This is a genomic window from Pseudomonas sp. DE0157 (genome assembly GCF_007678615.1).
Taxonomy (GTDB): Bacteria; Pseudomonadota; Gammaproteobacteria; order Pseudomonadales; family Pseudomonadaceae; genus Aquipseudomonas; species Aquipseudomonas parafulva_B.
Genome location: NZ_VEJN01000003.1, coordinates 130,710 through 152,032, shown reverse-complemented (window position 1 = coordinate 152,032; position 21,323 = coordinate 130,710). Strand labels below are relative to the sequence as shown.

Below are 21,323 nucleotides of genomic sequence, written 5' to 3'. Positions count from 1 at the left end.
GGCCCCGGCAATCGTTTGCGCAGTTGTCCCCACTTCCCATGTCAGACCGGCCGGTCGCGTTGCTTTAGCGTGTCGGCCATCAACCCTTCCAGGCAAAGCAGGATGCTTACCGATGCACTTCAGCGAACTGATCAACGCACTTTCCACCCGTCCCATCCGTCTGCAGCGTGAAGATCAGGACCTGATCGTCCTGGGTGACGATCAGACGCTGGACGACCCGTTGTGGGAGGCGTTGGCCCGGCACAAGCCGGCTTTGCTGGAGATGCTTGCAAGTCAGGATGACGATTGGCTCAGCCCAGCATTTCGGGTCACCCCGGACATGCTGCCATTGGTCAGCCTTGACCAGGTGGCCATCGACCGTATCGTCGACAGCGTGCCGGGCGGCGCCGCCAACGTACAGGACATCTACCCGCTGGCACCCCTGCAGCAGGGCATGCTGTACCACCACCTCTCGGCCCAGGACGGCGACCCCTACTTGTCGCAGGTGCAATTGCGCTTGGCCAGCAAGGCGCACCTCGATGCCTTCGCCGATGCCCTGCAAGCGGTCATCCAGCGCCATGACATCCTGCGCACTGCCGTGCATTGGGAATACCTGGACGAGCCCGTGCAGGTGGTGTGGCGCGAAGCGGCCCTGGTGCGTGAAGCGTTGCCGTTCAAGGGCCATGACGCACTGGCCGAGCTGTGCGAGCGCCTCGCCCCACGCCGGTATCGACTGGACCTGCGCCAGGCGCCCCTGATGCACCTGGCCCATGCCCAGGGTGAAGGGCAGACGTGGGTGGCGCTGCTGACCTTCCATCACATGATCATGGATCACACGGCGCTGGATATCGTGCGCCGGGAAATTCAGGCGCACCTGGCCGGTACTGCCGCCCAATTGCCCGCGCCGACGCCGTTCCGCAACCTCCTGGCGGCGGCGCGCCAGGCCCTGGACGAACAGGCCCATACCCAGTTCTTCGAGCACATGCTGGCCGATATCGACGAGCCGACCCTGGCCTTCGGTGCCCAGGCAAGCCCCGAGCAGCGCCTGCAGCAAGCGCGGGTGACCTTGCCGACACCCCTGGCTCGGCGCCTGCGCCAGCAAGCCCGGCAGCAGGGGGTCAGCCCAGCCAGTGTCCTGCACCTGGGCTTCGCCCGTTGGGTGGGGCAGCTGGCCGGGCGTCAGGCAGTGGTGTTCGGCAGCGTATTGCTGGGCCGCATGACCGCCGGGGAGGGTGCTGAGCAAGCCTTGGGAATGTTCATCAACACGCTGCCGCTGCGTATCGACCTGGCAGAGGTGGGGGTCAAGGACGGCTTGTTGCACACCCACCGTCGCCTGACCGGCCTGCTGGCCCACGAGCAGGCGTCCCTGGCCCTGGCCCAGCGCTGCAGCGGTGTGGCGGCGCCCACGGCCCTGTTCAACAGCATGCTCAATTACCGTCACAGCGACGCCGGCGATGCCGCCGAGATCATTCCTGTGGCGCCGGGCATCGACATTGTCGACGCCGAAGAGCGTACCGATTACCCGTTGACGGTTAGCGTCGACGACCTGGGCGATGACCTGCGCCTGACCGTGCAGAGCCTGCCTCAGTGGGATGCCGCACGCTTGTGCCAGCAGTTCCAGCAGGTGCTCGCCAATCTCGTGCACGCCCTGGAACAGGCGCCCGACACGCCCTTGCTGCACGTGGCCGTGCTGCCAACGCAGGAATTCGATCAGGTGGTGCGTCGCTTCAACGACACCGCCTGCACTTATCGCCAGGGCGACACCGTGCACGCACGGATCGAAGCGCGCGCGCGCGTGGCGCCAGACGCCATCGCGTTGCGTCAGGACGGCCAGGCACTGAGCTACGCCGCGCTCAACCAGCAGGCCAATCAGCTGGCCCACCGGCTGCTGGCAGAAGGTGTGGAGCCAGGCCAGCGCGTCGCCCTGTGCCTGCCGCGCAATGCCAACAGGCTGGTCGGCATGCTTGCGGTGCTCAAGGCCGGTGCGGCCTACGTGCCAGTCGACCCCGCTTACCCCGCAGACCGTATTGCCTACTTGCTGACCGACAGCGCGCCCGCCTGGGTGCTGGCCGAGTCCGGCATCGAGGGCCTGCCCACGGGCGTGCCGCGCATGGACCTGGACCAGCCCCATGCCGACGCCCCTACGCACGACCCTGTAGTCACGGGTCTGGATGATCGGCAACTGGCCTACCTCATCTATACCTCAGGCTCGACCGGCCACCCCAAGGGTGTGATGGTCGAACACCATGCCCTGGCCAACCTGGTGGACTGGCACTGCCAGGCCTTCGACCTGGACGAGCACGGCCATGCCTCGAGCGTGGCCGGATTCGGTTTCGATGCCCTGGCCTGGGAGGTATGGCCCTGCCTGTGCGCCGGGGCAACATTGCACCTGCCGCCGGCCGATCTTGGCAATGAGCATGTGGAGGCCCTGCTCGACTGGTGGCTGGAGCAGCCGCTGACGGTGAGTTTCCTGCCAACGCCGGTGGCCGAGCACGCGCTGCGCCGCGAGCGCCAGCACCCGACCTTGCGCACCCTGCTGGTGGGCGGCGATCGCCTGCGCCACTTCGAGCGCGACCCAGGCTTTGCGTTGGTCAACAACTACGGCCCTACTGAAACCACTGTGGTCGCCACTTCTGGAGAACTGCGCCCTGGCGGTGCCCTCCATATCGGCACCCCGATCGCCAACACCCAGGTCTACGTGCTGGACGCCGGCCTGCAACCGGTGCCTGTGGGCGTCGTAGGCGAGCTGTACATCGGGGGTGCCCAGGTGGCGCGGGGCTACTTCAACCGCCCAGAACTGACGCAATCGCACTTCATCAAGGATCCGTTCAGCGATGATCCCCAGGCACGCCTGTACCGCAGCGGTGACCTGGTCCGCTGGAACACCGACGGCACGCTGGACTACCTCGGGCGCAATGACGATCAGGTGAAGATTCGCGGCGTGCGCGTCGAGCTGGGTGAAATCGAGGCTGCGCTCAAATGCCAGCCCGGTGTCGAAGACGCCGTGGTGCTGGTGCGAGACGGGCGGCTGCTGGGTTGGTACACGCAAACCCAACCCCTTGAGCCGCTGGCGCTGCGCGAGGCCTTGCAGGCCTGTCTGCCGGCGCAACTGGTGCCGGCGGCAGTGACCTGCCTCGATGCGCTGCCGCTGACCCGCCATGGCAAGCTCGACCGCCGTGCGTTGCCAACGCCGGACACCGCCAGCCTTGCGGCCACCGCGTTTGAAGCCCCGCACACCCCGACCGAAACGGCCATGGCCGCGATATGGGCCGAGGTGCTGCAGGTCGACCGGGTAGGGCGCCATGACAACTTCTTCGAGCTGGGTGGGCACTCGTTGCTGGCGGTCACGCTGGTCGAACGTCTGCGCCGGGCTTCGCTGGTGGTGGACGTGCGCGTGCTGTTCGCCCAGCCCACTGTCGCCGCCCTCGCCGCTGTGGTCGGCGATAGCCCGGCCCAGCAGGTGCCGGCCAATCGCGTGCCGACGGGCGCGCAGCGCATTACGCCAGACATGCTCAGCCTGATCGCGCTCGAGCAACCCGTGATCGACCGCATCGTTGCCCAAGTGCCAGGCGGCGCGGCCAACGTTCAGGAAATCTACCCACTGGCGCCGTTGCAACAGGGCGTGCTCTACCATCACCTGAGCGCAGAGCAGGGCGACCCCTACCTTTTGCAGACATGCCTGGCATTCGACAGCATCGAGCGCCTGCTGGCCTGGGCCGGGGCCCTGCAACAGGTCATCGACCGCCATGACATTCTGCGCACCGCCGTAGTGAGTCATGGCTTGCCGCAGCCGCTGCAGGTGGTGTGGCGCAAGGCCGAGCTGGGCGTCTTTGAGGTGACCGACCTGGCCGAGGGTTCGAGCACCTCGCGCATCGACCAGTTGCAGGCGCGCTTCGATGCCCGCCATCACCGCATGGACCTGGGCCAGGCACCCCTGGCGCGGCTGCACTACAGCCTGGACCCTGACAATCACCAGGTGGTGGCCGTGTTGCTGTTCCATCATCTGGCACTGGACCATACGGCCCTGGACGTGGTGCTGTTCGAGATGCGCGCTTTGCTGTTCGGGCAAGGGCATACCCTGCCGCCGGCCGTGCCGTACCGCAATTACGTTGCCCAGGCCTGCCTGGGCGATGAAAGCGCCCACGAGGCCTTCTTCAAGACCTTGCTGGCCGATATCGATGAGCCCACCCTGCCGCTTGGTCATGCCGACGTGCAAGGCGACGGCGCTGGCATCGAGCACGCCCTGCTGCCGCTCGACCACGGCCTGGCCCAGGGTCTGCGTGCCCAGGCCAGGCGCCTGGGGGTGAGCGCTGCAAGCCTGATGCACGTGGCCTGGGCCCGTGTGCTGGGGGTGCTGGCCAACCGCAGCGATGTGGTGTTCGGCACGGTGCTCATGGGGCGCTCGCAAGCAGGCGAAGGCGCCGACCGCGCGCTGGGCATGTTCATCAACACCCTGCCACTGCGCGTCGATACTGCCGCCGGGGTAGAGCAGGGCGTGCTGGCCACGCACCGCCACTTGTCGGCGCTGCTGGCCCACGAGCATGCGTCATTGGCACTGGCCCAGCGCTGCAGCGGCGTGGCCGCCGGTACGCCATTGTTCAGCGCATTGCTCAATTACCGCCACAGCACCGACCCGGCAGCCCAGGCAAATGATGGGCTGTGGGAGGGCGTACAACTGCTGGGGGCAGAAGAGCGCAGCAACTACCCGCTCACCCTCAGCGTCAACGACCTGGGAGATGGCTTTACCTTCAACGTGCTGGCGTTGATCGACATCGGCGCGGCGCGGGTTGCCGGGTGGATGGCAATGGCCGTGGCGCAGTTGGTTCGGGCGTTGGAGCACGAGCCGCAGGTCAGCGTTCAGCGCCTGTCCATACTGGACGACGGGGCGCGCGAGCAGGTGCTGGGCGGCTTCAACGGGACCGCGCAAGCGTACCCCCAAGGCCAGACCGTTCATGGCTTGATCGAGGCCCAGGCTGCCGCGGTGCCCGATGCCACAGCGGTGTGCCAGGGCGCTTTGACCCTGACCTACGCCCAGCTCAACCGACGCGCGAACGCGTTGGCCCATCGACTGATCGCAGAGGGCGTAGGCAAGGGTGAGCGCGTCGCCTTGTGCCTGGATCGCACGCTGGACCGTATCGTCGCCCTGCTGGCCGTACTCAAGGCCGGGGCCGCCTATGTGCCCGTGGACCCGGCCTATCCGGCCAGCCGTATCGCCTACCTGCTCGAAGACAGCGCACCGACCCTGGTACTGGCCCAGACCGATATCGGCGGCCTGCCGCCGCACATGCGCCGCCTCGACCTCGACCAGCCGGATGCGGGCCTGAGCCGTGCCGACAACCCGCACGTGGCGGGGCTGACTGCCACTGACCTGGCGTACCTGGTGTACACCTCAGGTTCCACCGGCCAGCCCAAAGGCGTCATGGTCGAGCACCAGACAGTGACCAACCTTGTCCACTGGCACTGCCAGGCATTTGCCGTGCAGGGGGGCACACGCACCTCCAGCGTGGCTGGTTTCGGTTTCGACGCCATGGCCTGGGAAGTCTGGCCAGCCCTGTGCGCGGGGGCCACGCTGCACCTGCCGCCGGCCTGCCTGGGCAATGAGCAGGTCGAGGCGTTGCTGGACTGGTGGCTCGAACAACCCCTGGCGGTCAGCTTCCTGCCGACGCCTGTGGCTGAACAGGCGCTGCGCCGCCCACACCAGCACGCCACGTTGCGCACCCTGCTGGTGGGCGGCGATCGCCTGGGTCAGTTCAAGCAGGACCCAGGATTCACCGTGGTCAACAACTACGGCCCCACCGAATGCACCGTGGTCGCCACCTCGGGTGCGTTGACACCCGGCGCAGCCCTGCACATCGGCATGCCCATTGCCAATACCCGTGTCTACGTGCTCGATGCCCTGGGCCAGCCTGTGCCGGTCGGGGTCACCGGCGAGCTCTACATCGGTGGCGCGCAAGTGGCGCGAGGCTATTTCAACCGGCCGGACCTGACCGCAGAACGCTTCCTGCGTGACCCGTTCAGCCGCCTGCCCAACGCCCGGATGTACCGCAGCGGCGACCTGGTGCGCTGGAACGGCGATGGCACGCTTGACTACCTGGGCCGTAACGACGACCAGGTCAAGGTGCGTGGCGTCCGGGTGGAGCTGGGTGAAATCGAGGCCGCGCTCAGGGGGCAAGCCGGTGTCGGCGATGCTGTGGTGCTGGTGCGCGGCGAACGCTTGCTGGCCTGGTTCACCGAGACGTCTGCCGTCCAGGTGAGCGACCTGCGCCAGGGCTTGCAGGCGTGCTTGCCGGGTCAGCTGATGCCCCAGGCCTTTATCCGCATTCAGGCGCTGCCCCTGACCAGCCACGGCAAGCTCGACCGTCGCGCGCTGCCCGAGCCACAGCCCCATGACCTGGTGCAGCAGGGGTACGAGGCCCCGCTGGGTGAAACCGAGGCCATCATCGCCCAGGTCTGGGCCAACGTGCTGGGCCTGGAGCAAGTCGGCCGGCACGACAATTTCTTCGAACTGGGCGGGCATTCGCTGTTGGCCGTGAGCCTGATCGAGCGGCTGCGCGAACAAGGCCTGGCCCTGGATGTGCGCGTTTTGTTCGCGCAACCGACGGTGGCGGCACTGGCCGGGGCGCTGGGCACAGCCCGTCAGGTACGCATCCCTGCCAACGGTATCCCGGCCCACTGCGCCCGCATCACCCCGCCCATGCTGCCCTTGTTGACGCTGGAGCAGGCTGCGCTGGACCGCATCGTCGCTGCAGTCCCCGGCGGCGCGGCCAACGTCCAGGATATCTACCCACTGGCGCCGCTGCAGGAGGGCATTCTCTATCACCATCTCAGTGCAGACGGTGTCGACCCTTACCTGCTGCAATGGCGAGTTGCCTTCGATTCGCTGCAAAGGCTGCATGCCTTTGCCCAGGCCCTCGACCAGGTGGTGGCCCGCCACGACGTGTTGCGCACGGCGGTGCTCTGGGATGGCTTGCCCCAGCCGGTGCAGGTTGTACTGCGCTCGGCGAACCTGGCGTTGATCGAGGTGACAGAAAAGGACGTGATGCTCGACGGCCAACGCATCGAGCTTGCCTCGGCGCCGCTGATCCGGCTGTTGCATGTGCATGATGCGGCAGGGGTGCAGGTCGTGCTGCAGTTCCACCACATCGTGCTCGACCACACCGCCATGAAAGTGGTGCTGGCAGAGATTCGCGATCACTTGCAGGGCCAGACGCCGGCAGGGGCGCCGGTGCCTTACCGCAACTATGTGGCCCAGGCTCTGCTGGGTATCAGCGAGGCCGAGCATGAGGCGTTTTTCAGGACCGAACTGCGCGATGTCGAAGAGCCGACGCTGCCCTATGGGCTTGCCGATCTGCAGCACCAAGCCAGTGATTTCGAGCTGGCCAGTACCGAATTGGCCCCTGAGCAGTATCAACGGCTGCGGGCTCTGGCCCGCCAGTGCGGGGTGAGCGCCGCAAGCCTGGTGCACCTGGCCTGGGCGCGGTGGGTCGCAGCCACCAGCGGCAAGGACGACGTGGTCTTCGGCACCGTGCTGCTCGGGCGGCTGCAAGGCGGCGAGGGCGCCGACAGGGCATTGGGCATGTTCATCAACACCCTGCCGCTGCGCCTGGACCTGGCAGGGCTCGACGTACGGGCAGCGCTACAGCTGACCCACCAGCGCCTGGCTGCGCTGCTGGTCCACGAGCACGCCTCGCTGGCGCTGGCCCAGCGCTGTAGCGGCGTGGCTGCACCCACACCCCTGTTCAGCGCGATGCTCAACTACCGTCACGGCGCGACCGAGCAAGAGCAGCAGGCGCGCGACCAGGCCCTTGAGGGTATCGAAGTGCTGCCGGCCGGTGGGCATGGCAACTACCCGATCAGCGTCAACGTCGACGACCTGGGCTCAGGGCTGCGCATCACCGCTCAGGTGTGCAGGCCCATTGGCGCACGGCCGCTGTGCGAGCAATTGACGCATGTGCTGGTCGAGCTGCTGGAGGCGCTTGAACGGCGTCCGGCCCTACCGGTGCACAGCGTGTCACTGCTTGACCCTGCGGCGCGCGCAGCGGTGCTGGGTAACCACCGCGCCTGCCCACATGACCTGACGCAGACCCTGCACGGTCTTTTCGAAGCACAGGCCCGGCGCAGCCCACAGGCCATCGCGCTGGTGGCCGAAGAGGGCGAGCTGAGTTACGCCGAGCTCGATCGACAGGCCAACGGCCTGGCTCACCATCTGCTGTCGCTGGGCGTACAGCCTGACGACCGCGTTGCGATCTGCCTTGAGCGCAGTGCCGCGCTGGTGGTTGGCCTGCTGGGCATCCTCAAGGCCGGCGCGGCCTATGTGCCGATCGACCCTGGCTACCCCGCCGAGCGCATCGGTCACATGCTGCGCGACAGCGACCCACGCGCGGTGCTGGTGCATCGCGCCATCGGCGAGCTGGCGCTGCCCACCCAGGCGCCCAGGGTGGACATGGACGCCGCTCAATGGGGGGAGCAAGCGCATCTGGCTCCCCTGGTGCCAGGGCTCACTGCACGCAACCTGGCCTACGTGATCTACACCTCCGGCTCCACCGGGCTACCCAAGGGCGTCATGGTCGAGCACCGCAACGTGGTGAACCTGGTGCACTGGAGCCAAGGGCAGTGGCCGCTCGCTGCGACCCAGGCTGTACTGCACAAGACGCCGATCAGCTTCGACGCCTCAGTGTGGGAGCTGTTCTGGCCGCTGTGCAGCGGCTTGCGCCTGGTGCTCGCCCGCCCGTTGGGCGAGCGCGACCCGGACTACCTGGCGCGGTTGATCCAGGCGCAGGAGATAGGCGTGGTGCAGTTCGTGCCTGCGCTGCTGCAGCAGTTCCTCGACCACCCTGGCAGCCGCCTGTGTTCAGGGTTGACGGACATCGTGTGTGGGGGCGGGGAGCTGACCTGTGCGCTGGCCAGCCAAGTGCGCGAGCAGTTGCCCCAGGTGCGTCTGCACAACGTCTACGGCCCCACCGAGACCACGGTCGATTGCAGCGTCTGGACACTGCAGCCCACTGCCGCCATCCCCGTCGCTGGCCTGCCCATCGGAAGCCCGGTGGACAACACCCGCTTGTATGTACTCGATGCACACGACCAGCCAGTGCCGCCCGGCGTTGCCGGGCACCTGCACATAGGCGGTGCTGGCGTCAGCCGCGGGTACCTGGGCTTGCCCGAGCAGCAAGCGGAGCGGTTCCTCGATAACCCCTTCGTCGAGGGCGAGCGGCTTTACCGCAGTGGCGACCTGGTGCGCCTGAATGCTCAGGGCGAGCTGGTATTCCTCGGCCGCCTCGACCAGCAGATCAAGCTGCGCGGCCTGCGGATCGAACCCGGCGAGATCGAAACCTGCCTGCAGCGCTTGCCTGGTGTGGACTCCGTGGTAGTGCTCGCGGTGGACGCCACCCGGCTGGCTGCCTGGTACACCGGTGACCCGCAGGCCCCCGAGGCACTGCGCCAGGGCTTGCTCGAGCACGTGCCCGAGCACATGGTGCCCGCGGTGTTCATTCACCTGGATCGCTTGCCTTTGACGCCCAATGGCAAGCTTGACCGCAAAGCCCTGCCCACCCCGGACAGCGTGTTGCAGGCACGGGCCTTCGAGGCGCCGGTAGGTGATACCGAAGCCCTGCTGGCCCGCCTGTGGGGCGAATTGCTGGCGGTGCCGCAGGTGGGCCGATACGATAATTTCTTCGAATTGGGTGGCCACTCGCTGTTGGCCGTCACCCTGACCGCTCGGCTGCGCCTTGAAGGCTTGCAGGTCGATGTGCGCACCTTGTTCGGCCAGCCGACCGTAGCGGCTCTGGCGGCCACGCTCACGGCCAGCCGCCAGGTCCAGGTGCCCGAAAACCGCATCCCGGCGAACTGCTCGCACATCACCCCCGACATGCTCAGCCTGATCGAGCTGGACCAGGCCGCCATCGGGCGGATCGTCTCGCAGGTACCGGGCGGTGCGCCCAACGTGCAGGACATCTACCCCCTGGCGCCGTTGCAGGAAGGCATCCTCTACCATCACCTGTCGGCCGAGCATGACCCCTACGTGCTGCATACGCGCCTGCGTTTGAGCGACAGGCAACGGCTGCAGGCCTTCGCCGCTGCACTGGACCAGGTCATCGCCCGCCACGATGTATTGCGCACGGCGATCTTCTGGGAAGGGCTGCCGCAAGCGGTGCAGGTGGTGGTGCGCCAGGCTCGCCTGAGCGTGGACGCCGTAGCTGACCTGTCGGCCACTGCCAACCTTGACCTGGCACGGGCCCCGCTGCTGCGACTGGTGTACAGCCAGGGGCAGGACGGCATCGAGGCCAGCTTACACTTCCACCACATCGTGTTGGACCACACGGCGCTGGAGGTAGTGGGCGAAGAGCTGACGGCCCTGCTTAGTGGTGCCCCTGCACCGGCTCATGCTGCGGTGCCTTACCGCAATTACGTGGCCCAGGCCAGGCTAGGGGTCGATCAGCACGCCCATGAGGCGTTCTTCACCGCGCAGCTGGGTGACATCGATGAGCCGACCTTGCCCTATGGCCTGGATGACGTGCAAGGCGACGGCCGCGACCTGGATGAGGCCAAGCAGGTCTTGCCCGAGGCCCTGTCTGCCGGCTTGCGCCAACAGGCGCGGCGCCTGGGCATCAGCGTTGCTTCGTTGTTCCATTTGGCCTGGGCCCGCCTGCTCGGGGCTGCCAGTGGCAGATCGTGCGTGGTGTTCGGCACCGTGCTGCTGGGGCGCCTGCAGGGCGGTGAAGGGTCCGAACGGGCGCTGGGCATGTTCATCAACACCTTGCCATTGCGCGTGGACCTGGAGGCCATCGGCCTGGTGGAGGCGGCCAAGGCCGTGCATCAGCGGCTCAGCGACCTGTTGGCCCATGAGCATGCTTCGCTTGCGCTGGCACAGCGTTGCAGTGGCGTCGCGGCGCCGCAGCCGTTGTTCAGCGCCATGCTCAACTACCGCCATGGCACCCAGCCGGGCGCCGATCGCGGCGAAGGCTGGGCGGGCATCGAGGTGGTGGACGGGCAGGAGCGCACCAATTACCCCCTGAGCCTGAACGTGGATGATCTGGGCGACGCGTTCCGACTGGTGGCTACCGTACCTTCCCAGATCGGCGCGCAGCGCATCTGTGGGCAGGTGCAGCAGGTGCTGCAAGCGCTGCTGAGCGGGCTTGACCGCACCCCGACGCTGCCCGTGCAGCAATTGCCCGTGCTCGAGAGCCATGAGCGTGAGCGCGTGCTAGTAGGTTTTAACGCTACCGAAAAGGCCTACGGGCTCGATCACACGCTGCATCGACTGATCGAGGATCAGGTACAGCGCACCCCGCAGGCTGTCGCCGTCAGTGCCGAGGAGGGCGAGCTGACCTTCGAGCAGCTCAACGCCCAGGCCAACCGCCTGGCTCACCACCTGATCGCGCTGGGTGTGAAACCCGACGATCGCGTGGCGATCTGTGTCGAACGCGGCTTGTCGATGATGGTGGGCTTGCTCGGGATCCTGAAGGCAGGCGGCGCTTATGTGCCGGTCGATCCGGACTACCCGGCAGAACGTATCCGCCACATGCTCACCGACAGCGCGCCGGTAGCGGTACTGGTGCACGCGGCGACCAGGCAGGTGCCTGAGCATGGCGTCGTGATCGATCTGGACGCGCCTTTGAGCCTTGAACTGCCTGCCCGCAACCCTGAGGTGCCGGGGCTCACCGCGCAGCACCTGGCGTACGTCATCTACACCTCTGGCTCTACCGGCCTGCCCAAAGGGGTGATGAACGAGCACGCCGGCGTGGTCAACCGCCTGCTGTGGATGCAGGACGCCTACGCGCTGGATGCTGGCGACGTCGTGCTGCAAAAGACCCCGTTCAGCTTCGACGTTTCGGTTTGGGAGTTGCTGTGGCCCTTGCAGACCGGTGCGAAACTGGTCATGGCCCGGCCCGGTGGGCATCGCGATCCGCAATACCTGCAACAGGCCATCGAAGCCGAAGGCGTCAGCACACTGCACTTCGTGCCGTCGATGCTGGACGTATTCCTCTCGGCCATGGAATCAGGCTGGTCCGCGCCTTCGCTCAAGCGGGTGGTGTGCAGCGGCGAAGCATTGCCGGGCAGCTTGGTGCGCCGCTTCCACCAGCAACTGCCAGGCGTGCAACTGCACAACCTCTACGGCCCAACCGAAGCCGCTGTGGATGTGAGTGCCTGGCACTGTGTGACCGCACCCGACAATACGCCCATCGGCAAACCCATCGCCAACACCACCCTGTACGTGCTGGACGAGCAAGGCCAGCCGGTGCCGCAGGGCGTGGCCGGTGAGCTATACATCGGTGGCGTACAGGTGGCCCGCGGTTACCTGAACCGACCCGAACTGACCGCCGAGCGCTTCGTGGATGACCCGTTCGGCCAGCGCCCAGGCGGGCGGCTGTACCGCACAGGCGACCTGGCACGGCACCTGGCGGACGGCAACCTCGAATACCTGGGCCGTAACGACGACCAAGTGAAGTTGCGCGGTCTGCGTATCGAATTGGGTGAAATCCAAGCAGCCATGACGGCTGTCGAGGGCATTAAGGAGGCCGTGGTGGTCGCCCGCGACCAGCGCTTGATTGCCTACTACACCGGTGCCCAGCAACCGGTGGACGCGCTTCGCGGGGCCTTGCTGCGTCAATTGCCGGACTTCATGGTGCCGGCGCTGTTCATGCACCTTCAGGCCTTGCCGCTGAGCCCCAACGGCAAGCTCGACCGCAAGGCCTTGCCTGCCCCTGACGTGACCCAGGAACGCGCCTTCGAAGCACCACTGGGCGAGACCGAAACCTTGCTGGCCGCGCTCTGGGCCGACCTGTTGGGCGTGGACCGCGTGGGCCGACAGGACAACTTCTTCGAACTGGGCGGCCATTCGCTGCTGGCGGTCACCCTGACGGCGCGCCTGCGGGAACGCGGGCTGCAAGCCGACATTCGAGTGCTGTTCGGTCAGCCGACGTTGCAAGCCCTGGCTGCCGCGCTGGGTAGTCAGCGCAGCGTCGTCGTGCCGGAAAACCTGATCACGCCTGACTGCACCCGTATCACACCTGAGCTGTTGCCGCTGGCGGACCTTTCGCAAGCGGCCATCGACACGCTGGTGGCGCAGATACCCGGCGGGGTCGAGAACATCCAGGACATCTATGGCCTGGCGCCCTTGCAGCAGGGCATTCTTTATCACCACCTGACCTGCGAAGACCGCGACCCCTATGTGCTGCAGGCCCGCTTCAGCTTCCCCGACCAGGCGCAGCTGGACGCTTTTGCCGCTGCCCTGGACGTGGTCATCGCTCGCCATGACATCCTGCGCACCAGCATCCATTGGCACGCGCTCGAAGAACCCGTGCAGGTGGTATGGCGCAACACCCCTGCGCTGGCCAGCCAACTTGCCATCGCTGGCGAGGGGCTGAAGCTTACCCAGGCGCCGCTGGTGCGCCTGGTGCAAGCGTCCTCTGGGCAACAGGTGCAGGCAACGCTGTTCATCCACCACATCATCCTCGACCATGCGGCGGTCGAGCAGCTGGTGGCGGAAATAACCACGGTGCTGCAAGGCCAGCCGGTGCTGCACGCCAGCACGCCCTACCGTAACTACGTGGCCCAGGCACGCCTTGGCGCCGATCCGCAGGCAGACGAAACGCTGTTCCGTGAGTTGTTGGGCGACATCGACGAGCCAACTGTCGTGTTCGGCCTGCACAACGCCGATACAAGTACGGGCGAGGTGTTCGAGACGCGTCAGTGGATCGAAGGCGAGGTGGTCGTGCAGTTGCGCGAACAAGCGCGCCGACTGGGCGTGAGCCTGGCCAGCCTGGTGCACCAGGGGTGGGCGCAGGTGTTGTCGCAGCTCAGCGGCCGCGAGGAGGTGGTGTTCGGCACTGTCCTGCTCGGCCGCCTGCAGGGCGGCGCAGGCGCCGAGCGTGCCTTGGGCATGTTCATCAATACCTTGCCGCTGCGCGTCAGCGCAGGCGCGGCGGGTGTCGCCGATGGCGTGCGCCTGACCCATCAGCGCCTCGCCAGCCTGCTGGCCCACGAGCAGGCATCCTTGGCCTTGGCCCAGCGCTGCAGTGCGGTGCCGGCTTCACAAGCACTGTTCACCAGCCTGCTGAACTTCCGCCACAGCGCACCGGCCCAGCAGGGCTTGAGCCAGGCCTGGAACGGCATCGAGCAGGTGGCGGCGGTGGAGCGCAGCAACTATCCGCTGGTGGTCAACGTAGACGATGTGGGCGATGCAATGGCACTTACCGTGCAGGCCGTGGCCCAGGTCGATGGCCAGCAGGTCTGCACGCTGCTGGCCCATGCGCTTGGCCAACTGGCGCAGGCCTTGGAACAGGCGCCCGGTACCCCGTTGTGGCAGGTTTCGCAGCTACCGGCTGGCGAACGCGAACGGGTGCTCGACGGCTTCAACGCCACCGCGCGCGACTATCCACGGGACCAACCGCTGCATGCATTGTTCAGCGCACAGGCTCACCGTGCGCCCAGTGCCTGCGCCGTGGTGCATGGCGAGCAGCAATGGACGTATGCCCAGCTCGAACGGCATGCCAACCGTCTCGCGCACCACCTGCTGGACCTGGGCGTGATGCCGGGGGACAGCGTGGCGCTGCTGTTACCGCGTAGCTTCGACCTGTTGGCGGCGCAACTGGCCGTCAGTGCCTGCGGCGCCGTCTACGTGCCGCTGGACAGTTATGCGCCCGTGGAGCGCCAGGCCTATATGGTGCAAGACAGCGGGGCAGCCGTGCTGCTGACGTTGAGCCACGAGCCCGCGCCGCACTGTGCCGTACGCATCGACCTGGACCGCTGTGATCTGACCGATCAGCCGGCCCAGGCGCCGCACACCGAGGTTTCAGCCCAGCGCGCGGCCTACGTGATGTATACCTCCGGCTCCACCGGGGCGGCAAAGGGGGTGCAGGTGCCCCATCGGGCCATTGCCCGTTTGGTCATCAACAACGGTTTTGCGGCGTTCACCGCCCAGGACCGTGTCGCCTTCGCCTCGAACCCGGCATTCGACGCCAGCACCCTCGAAGTGTGGGCGCCGCTGCTCAACGGCGGCGTGGTGGTGGTCATCGATCAGGACCAGGTGCTGGCGCGCGACAAGCTGCGCGATGCATTGCTGAACCAGCAGGTGAGCGTGTTGTGGCTCACCGCCGGCCTGTTCCATCAATTTGCCGAAGCCTTGCTGCCAGCCTTTGCACGCCTGCGCTACCTGATGGTCGGTGGTGACGTGCTGGACCCGCATGTCGTGGCCCGGGTGCTGCGTGACGGTGCCCCGGCACACCTGCTAAACGGCTACGGGCCAACCGAAGCCACGACCTTTACCACCACCTTCGAGATGACCCGTGTCGAGGCGGGCAGCCTGCCCATAGGCCGGCCGATCGGCAACACCCGCTGCTACGTGCTGGACACTCACCAGCAACTTCTGCCCGTGGGGGCCGTCGGCGAGTTGTACATCGGCGGTGACGGTGTAGCCCTGGGTTACCTGGGCCAGCCCGCGCTGACGGCCGAGCGCTTCATCGCCGATCCGTTCAGCGGCCGGCCGCAGGATCGGCTGTACCGCAGTGGCGACCTGGTGGCCTGGCAACCAGACGGTACCCTGCGCTACCTGGGCCGCGCCGACCAGCAGGTCAAGCTGCGTGGTTTCCGCATCGAGCTGGGTGAAATCGAGACGCGCCTGGCCGAATGCGACGGCGTGCGGGAAGCCGTCGTGCTGCTGCGCGAAGATCAGCCGGGCGACAAACGGCTGGTGGCCTACTTCACTGCCCACGCTGCTGCGCCCCTGATCGCCGACCTGCACGCCAGGTTACAGACGCAGTTGCCCGACTACATGCTGCCGGCTGCGTACGTCCAGCTTCAGGCATTGCCCCTCACGGCCAATGGCAAGCTTGATCGCCGTGGCTTGCCGGCGCCTGGCCTCGACGCGGTGCTGACCCGTGGCTTCGAACCCCCGCAGGGCGAGGTCGAAGTGGCCTTGGCGAGCCTCTGGGCCGAGGTGCTCAAGGTCGAGCGCGTCGGCCGGCATGATCACTTCTTCGAACTGGGCGGGCACTCGCTGCTGGCCGTGACCCTGGTCGAACGGATGCGCAAAGCCGGCCTGGGCGCCGACGTGCGTGTGCTGTTCGCCCAGCCCACCCTGGCAGCCCTGGCCGCCGCCGTGGGCCAGGACCGCGACCTGCAAGTGCCTGACAACCGCGTGCCAGCGCACGCCGAGCGCATCACGCCGCAGATGCTCAGCCTGATCGCGCTTGATCAGGGCAGCATCGACCACATCGTGGCCAGCGTGCCTGGCGGGGCGGCCAACGTGCAGGAAATCTACCCCCTGGCCCCGCTGCAGCAAGGCATTCTGTTCCATCACCTGAGTGCCGAGCAGGGCGACCCGTACCTGCTGCAATCGCGCCTGGCCTTCGACAGCCTGGCGCACCTGCAGCGGTGGGCCGCGGCGTTGCAACAGGTGATCGACCGCCACGACATTCTGCGCACCGCCGTGATCAGCGAAGGCCTGGCGCAACCGGTGCAGGTGGTATGGCGTAAAGCGCAGATGGCGGTCAGCGCCGTCGACGGGCTGGACGAGGCCGACGTGCTGCACGCCTTGCAGGCCCGCTTCGATGCCCGCCAGCAGCGCCTGGACCTGGCGCAGGCGCCGATGATGCGCATGATATACGCGCCCGATCCGCGCAATCTGCGCGTGGTGGCCATTTTGCAGTTCCACCATCTGGCCCTGGACCACACCGCCATGGAAGTCATCGCCAGCGAGATGCAGGCGCTGATGACCGGGCAGGGGGACACCCTGGCGGCGCCGGCGCCGTATCGAAACTACGTGGCCCAGGCCCGGCTCGGTGCCGACGAGGCGGGGCACGAGGCGTTCTTCCGGCAGATGCTGGGTGATGTGGACGAACCGACCTTGCCGCTGGGCCTGGCCGACGTGCAAAGCGAAGGGCATGCCATCGAGGAGGCGCGCCTGGGCGTCGATGCCCGCGTGGCCGGAGGGTTGCGTGAGCAAGCGCGGCACCTGGGGGTGAGCGTCGCCAGCCTGGCGCACCTGGCCTGGGCGCGGGTGCTGGGCGCACTGGCCAACCGCAGTGACGTGGTCTTCGGCACCGTGTTGATGGGCCGCCTGCACGGCGGCGAAGGGGCCGACCGGGCGCTGGGGGTGTTTATCAATACCTTGCCGCTGCGTATCGACCTGTCCGTGCCGCTGGTCGAAGCCGTGCGCACCACTCACCAGCGTCTGAGCGCGCTGCTGATGCACGAGCACGCGCCCCTCGCGCTGGCCCAGCGCTGCAGTGGGGTGGCCGGCTCGCTGCCGCTGTTCAGTGCCTTGTTCAACTACCGCCACAGCAGCGCCGCGGACGGCAGCCACACCGGGGCCATGCAGGGCGTGCGTCTGCTCGGGGGCGAAGAGCGCAGCAACTACCCGCTGACCTTGAGCGTCGATGATCTGGGCGAAGCCTTCAGCTTGAGTGTGCTGGCCCAGGTCGGGATTGACGCTGCGCAGGTGGCCAGTGCCATGAACCAGGTGTTGACGGGCCTTGTGGCCACGCTTGAGCAGTTGCGTCAGCCAGGCGCAGCCTCTGGAACGGGCCTGCCGGTGGCCCTGCTGCCGGTGCTTGGCGCTCCAGCGCAGGCGCAGCTGTTGCACGCCTTCAACGCCACCCACAAAGCCTACCCTCAAGGGCAGACCGTGCATGGGCTGATCGAAGCCCAGGCGGACCGCGCGCCACAAGGGGCTGCGCTGGTGCAGGACGGATGTGTGCTGAGCTATGGCGAACTCAACCGCAGCGCCAACCGCCTGGCGCATTTCCTGATTCAACAGGGCGTAGGCCTGGGCGACCGCGTTGCCCTGTGCTTGCCGCGCAACCCGCAGCGGCTCATTGGCCTGCTGGCCGTGCTCAAGTGCGGGGCGGCCTATGTGCCGATCGACCCGGCTTATCCCGATGAGCGCATCGCCTACCTGCTCGGTGACAGCGCCCCGAAAACGGTGCTGGTCGATCATGTCAACCAAGGCCGGATGGGCCCTGTGCATTGCACAGTCGTGGACCAGGACGGCTGGCAGGGCGAATCGCACGTCAATCCCTGCGTGGCCGGGCTCGATGCGCACCAGCTGGCCTATGTGGTCTACACCTCCGGCTCCACCGGGCAGCCCAAGGGGGTGATGGTCGAACATGCCACCCTGGCCAACCTGGTGCATTGGCACTGCGACGCCTTTGGCGTAGGGGCGGGAACCCACACCAGCACCGTTGCAGGCTTCGGTTTCGACGCCGTGGCCTGGGAGGTCTGGCCGGCCCTGTGCGCCGGGGCTGTGTTGCACGTGCCCCCCGCGCACATCGGGGCCGAGCACGTGGATGAGCTGCTCGACTGGTGGCTGCAACAACCGCTGGCGGTGAGCTTCCTGCCTACCCCGGTGGCCGAGCAGGCGCTGCGCCGCGAGCACCAGCACCCGACCTTGCAGACCTTGCTGATCGGCGGTGACCGTCTGCGTCAGTTCGAGCGTGATCCAGGCTTCACGGTGGTCAATAACTACGGGCCGACCGAAGCCACGGTGGTTGCCACCGCCGGGGCCCTGACCGCGGGCGCGCCGCTGCACATCGGCAAGCCGATCGCCAACACCCGCGTCTACGTGCTGGATGCCTATCGCCAACTGGTGCCATTGGGCGCGGTGGGCGAGTTGTACATCGGTGGGGCAGGTGTGGCACGCGGCTACTTCGACCGTGAGACCTTGACCCACGACCGCTTCCTGCCCGACCCGTACAGCCCCCAAGCCAATGCGCGCATGTACCGCAGTGGCGACCTGGTGCGCTGGCGAGCGGACGGCACCCTGGAGTACCTGGGCCGCAACGATGACCAGGTCAAGGTGCGCGGCGTGCGTGTGGAACTGGGCGAGATCGAATGCACGCTGGCTGCCCAGCCGGGGGTTGGCGATGCCGTGGTGCTGGTACGCGATGACCGGCTGCTGGCCTGGTTCACCGAAACCGCGCCGGTCAACGTCGACGCGCTGCGTCAGGCCATGCTGGCCAGCCTGCCCATGCACCTGGTGCCGCAGGCCTTCACACGTCTGGATGTGCTGCCCTTGACCAGCCATGGCAAGCTCGACCGCAGGGCGCTGCCCGAGCCTGCCATGCTGCACCGGGCCGGCGAGGACCATGAGCCACCCCAAGGCCCGGTAGAAACCGCGCTGGCCCAGGCCTGGGCTGATCTGCTCGGCGTCGAGCAGGTCGGTCGTCACGACAACTTCTTCGAGCTGGGCGGGCACTCCTTGCTGGCCGTCAACCTGACCGCGCGCCTGCGCCGCGAAGGGCTGCAGGTCGATGTCCGCACCTTGTTCGGCAAGCCGACCATCGCGGCGCTGGCCAGTACCCTGGGCCAGGCGCGCGCGGTCACGGTGCCGGCCAACCTGATCGCCCCCGGCTGCGAGCAGATCACCCCGGCGATGCTGCCGTTGATTACGCTCGATGAGGGCGCCATCGCGCGCATCGTCGCCCAGGTGCCAGGCGGCACCGGCAACGTCCAGGACATCTATCCACTGGCGCCGTTGCAGGAAGGCATTCTCTACCACCATGTCAGTGCCGACGGCCACGACCCCTATGTGCTGGAGTCCCGCTTCGTCTTCGATACCCGTGGGCATCTGGACAACTTCGTGGCGGCATTGAACAAGGTCATCGCCCGACACGATGTGCTGCGCACGGCCATTTTCTGGCAGGGCTTCCCCCAACCTGTGCAGGTGGTGCTGCGCCAAGCTTCGCTGGCCGTGCTATCGGCGCAGGACGCCGTGGGCGGGCCACCACCGGCGTTCGACCTTGGCCAGGCACCGCTGATGCGCCTGGTGGTCGGCCCGGTAGGCACTGACCAGCAGGTGCAGGCCACGTTGCAGTTCCATCACATCGTGATGGACCACACGGCCATGGAAGTGGTGGCGCAGGAGCTGATCGCCTACCTGCAGGGCGATGACGCGCCTGACCAGGCGCCGGTGCCTTACCGCAATTATGTGGCCCAGGCGCGTCTGGGCATGAGCCAGGACGAGCACGAAGCGTTCTTCCGGGCGCAGCTGAGCGCGGTTGATGAACCCACCTTGCCGTTTGGCCTGAGTGATGTGCAGGGCAATGGCCAGGCGCTGGAAGACGCCACGCTGTGGCTTGATGATGCACTGGCCGACCGCTTGCGCAGCCAGGCACGCCGCCTGGGCATCAGCGCCGCAAGCCTGTTCCACCTGGGCTGGGCGCGTCTGTTGAGTGCAGCCACAGGGCAGGGCACGGTGGTGTTCGGCACCGTGCTGCTGGGCCGTCTTCAGGGCGGCGAAGGGGCCGAACGGGCCTTAGGCATGTTCATCAATACCTTGCCGCTGCGCATCGACCTGGCGGGTATGCCCGTCGAGGCCGCGGCACGGGCGGCCCACCGCCAGCTCAGCGAACTGCTGGCCCACGAGCATGCCTCGTTGGCCCTGGCCCAACGCTGCAGTGGCGTGGCCGCGCCGCAGCCGCTGTTCAGCACCATGCTCAACTACCGGCACAGCACCCAGGCCAGCGCCAGCCAGAAAGCGGCGAGCGCAGGCATTACCATCGGCCAAAGCCAGGAACGCAGCAACTACCCTCTGGGGTTGAACGTGGACGATGTGGGCCAGGCCTTCCGCCTGGTGGCCACGACCACGGCTGCGGTGGGTGCAGCGCGTATCTGCGGGCAGATGCAGCACGTGTTGCGGGCGCTGGTGACGGCGCTTGAGCAAGCCCCTGATCGAGGCGTGCAGCACTTGCCAGTGCTGGAAGCCGCAGAGCGCGAGCGGGTAGTGGCAGCGTTCAACGCCACGGCCAGGGACTACGACCTGGACCACACCTTGCACGGGCTGATCGAAGCCCAGGTACGACGCACGCCGACGGCGGTGGCGGTGAGCGCCGAGGAAGGCGAGCTGACCTTCGAGCAGCTCGACGCCCAGGCCAACCGCCTGGCTCATCACCTGATTGGGCTGGGTGTGAAGCCTGATGATCGCGTGGCGATCTGCGTCGAACGCGGTTTGTCGATGATGGTGGGCCTGCTCGGGATCCTGAAGGCGGGCGGCGCTTATGTGCCGGTCGACCCGGACTACCCGGCAGCGCGTGTGCGCCACATGCTGACCGACAGCGCGCCCGTGGCCGTGCTTGTGCATGGCGCAACCCGCCATGTGCCGGAACACCCGGTCCTGATCGATCTGGATGCACCCGTCTGGCAACACTGCCCGGCTATCGCTGCGTCGGGGACCGGGCTGACCCCTCGGCATCTGGCCTATGTGATCTATACCTCGGGCTCAACCGGCTTGCCCAAAGGGGTGATGAACGAGCACGCCGGCGTGGTCAACCGCCTGCTGTGGATGCAGGATGCCTATGCCCTGGAGCCTGGCGACGTCGTGCTGCAGAAGACCCCGTTCAGCTTCGACG

1 protein-coding gene (only partly in view) is annotated in these 21,323 nt (G+C 67.1%); it reads left to right on the top strand.

Annotation, left to right across the window (positions count from 1 at the left end; all coding sequences use genetic code 11):
- Positions 1-112 precede the first annotated feature (112 nt).
- Positions 113-21,323, top strand: partial view of a non-ribosomal peptide synthase/polyketide synthase gene (locus FS777_RS06145; protein ID WP_145254485.1) — the 5' portion only. It continues 1,142 nt past the right edge of the window; only the first 21,211 of its 22,353 coding nucleotides appear in the window; its start codon is at positions 113-115; its stop codon lies beyond the right edge, outside the window.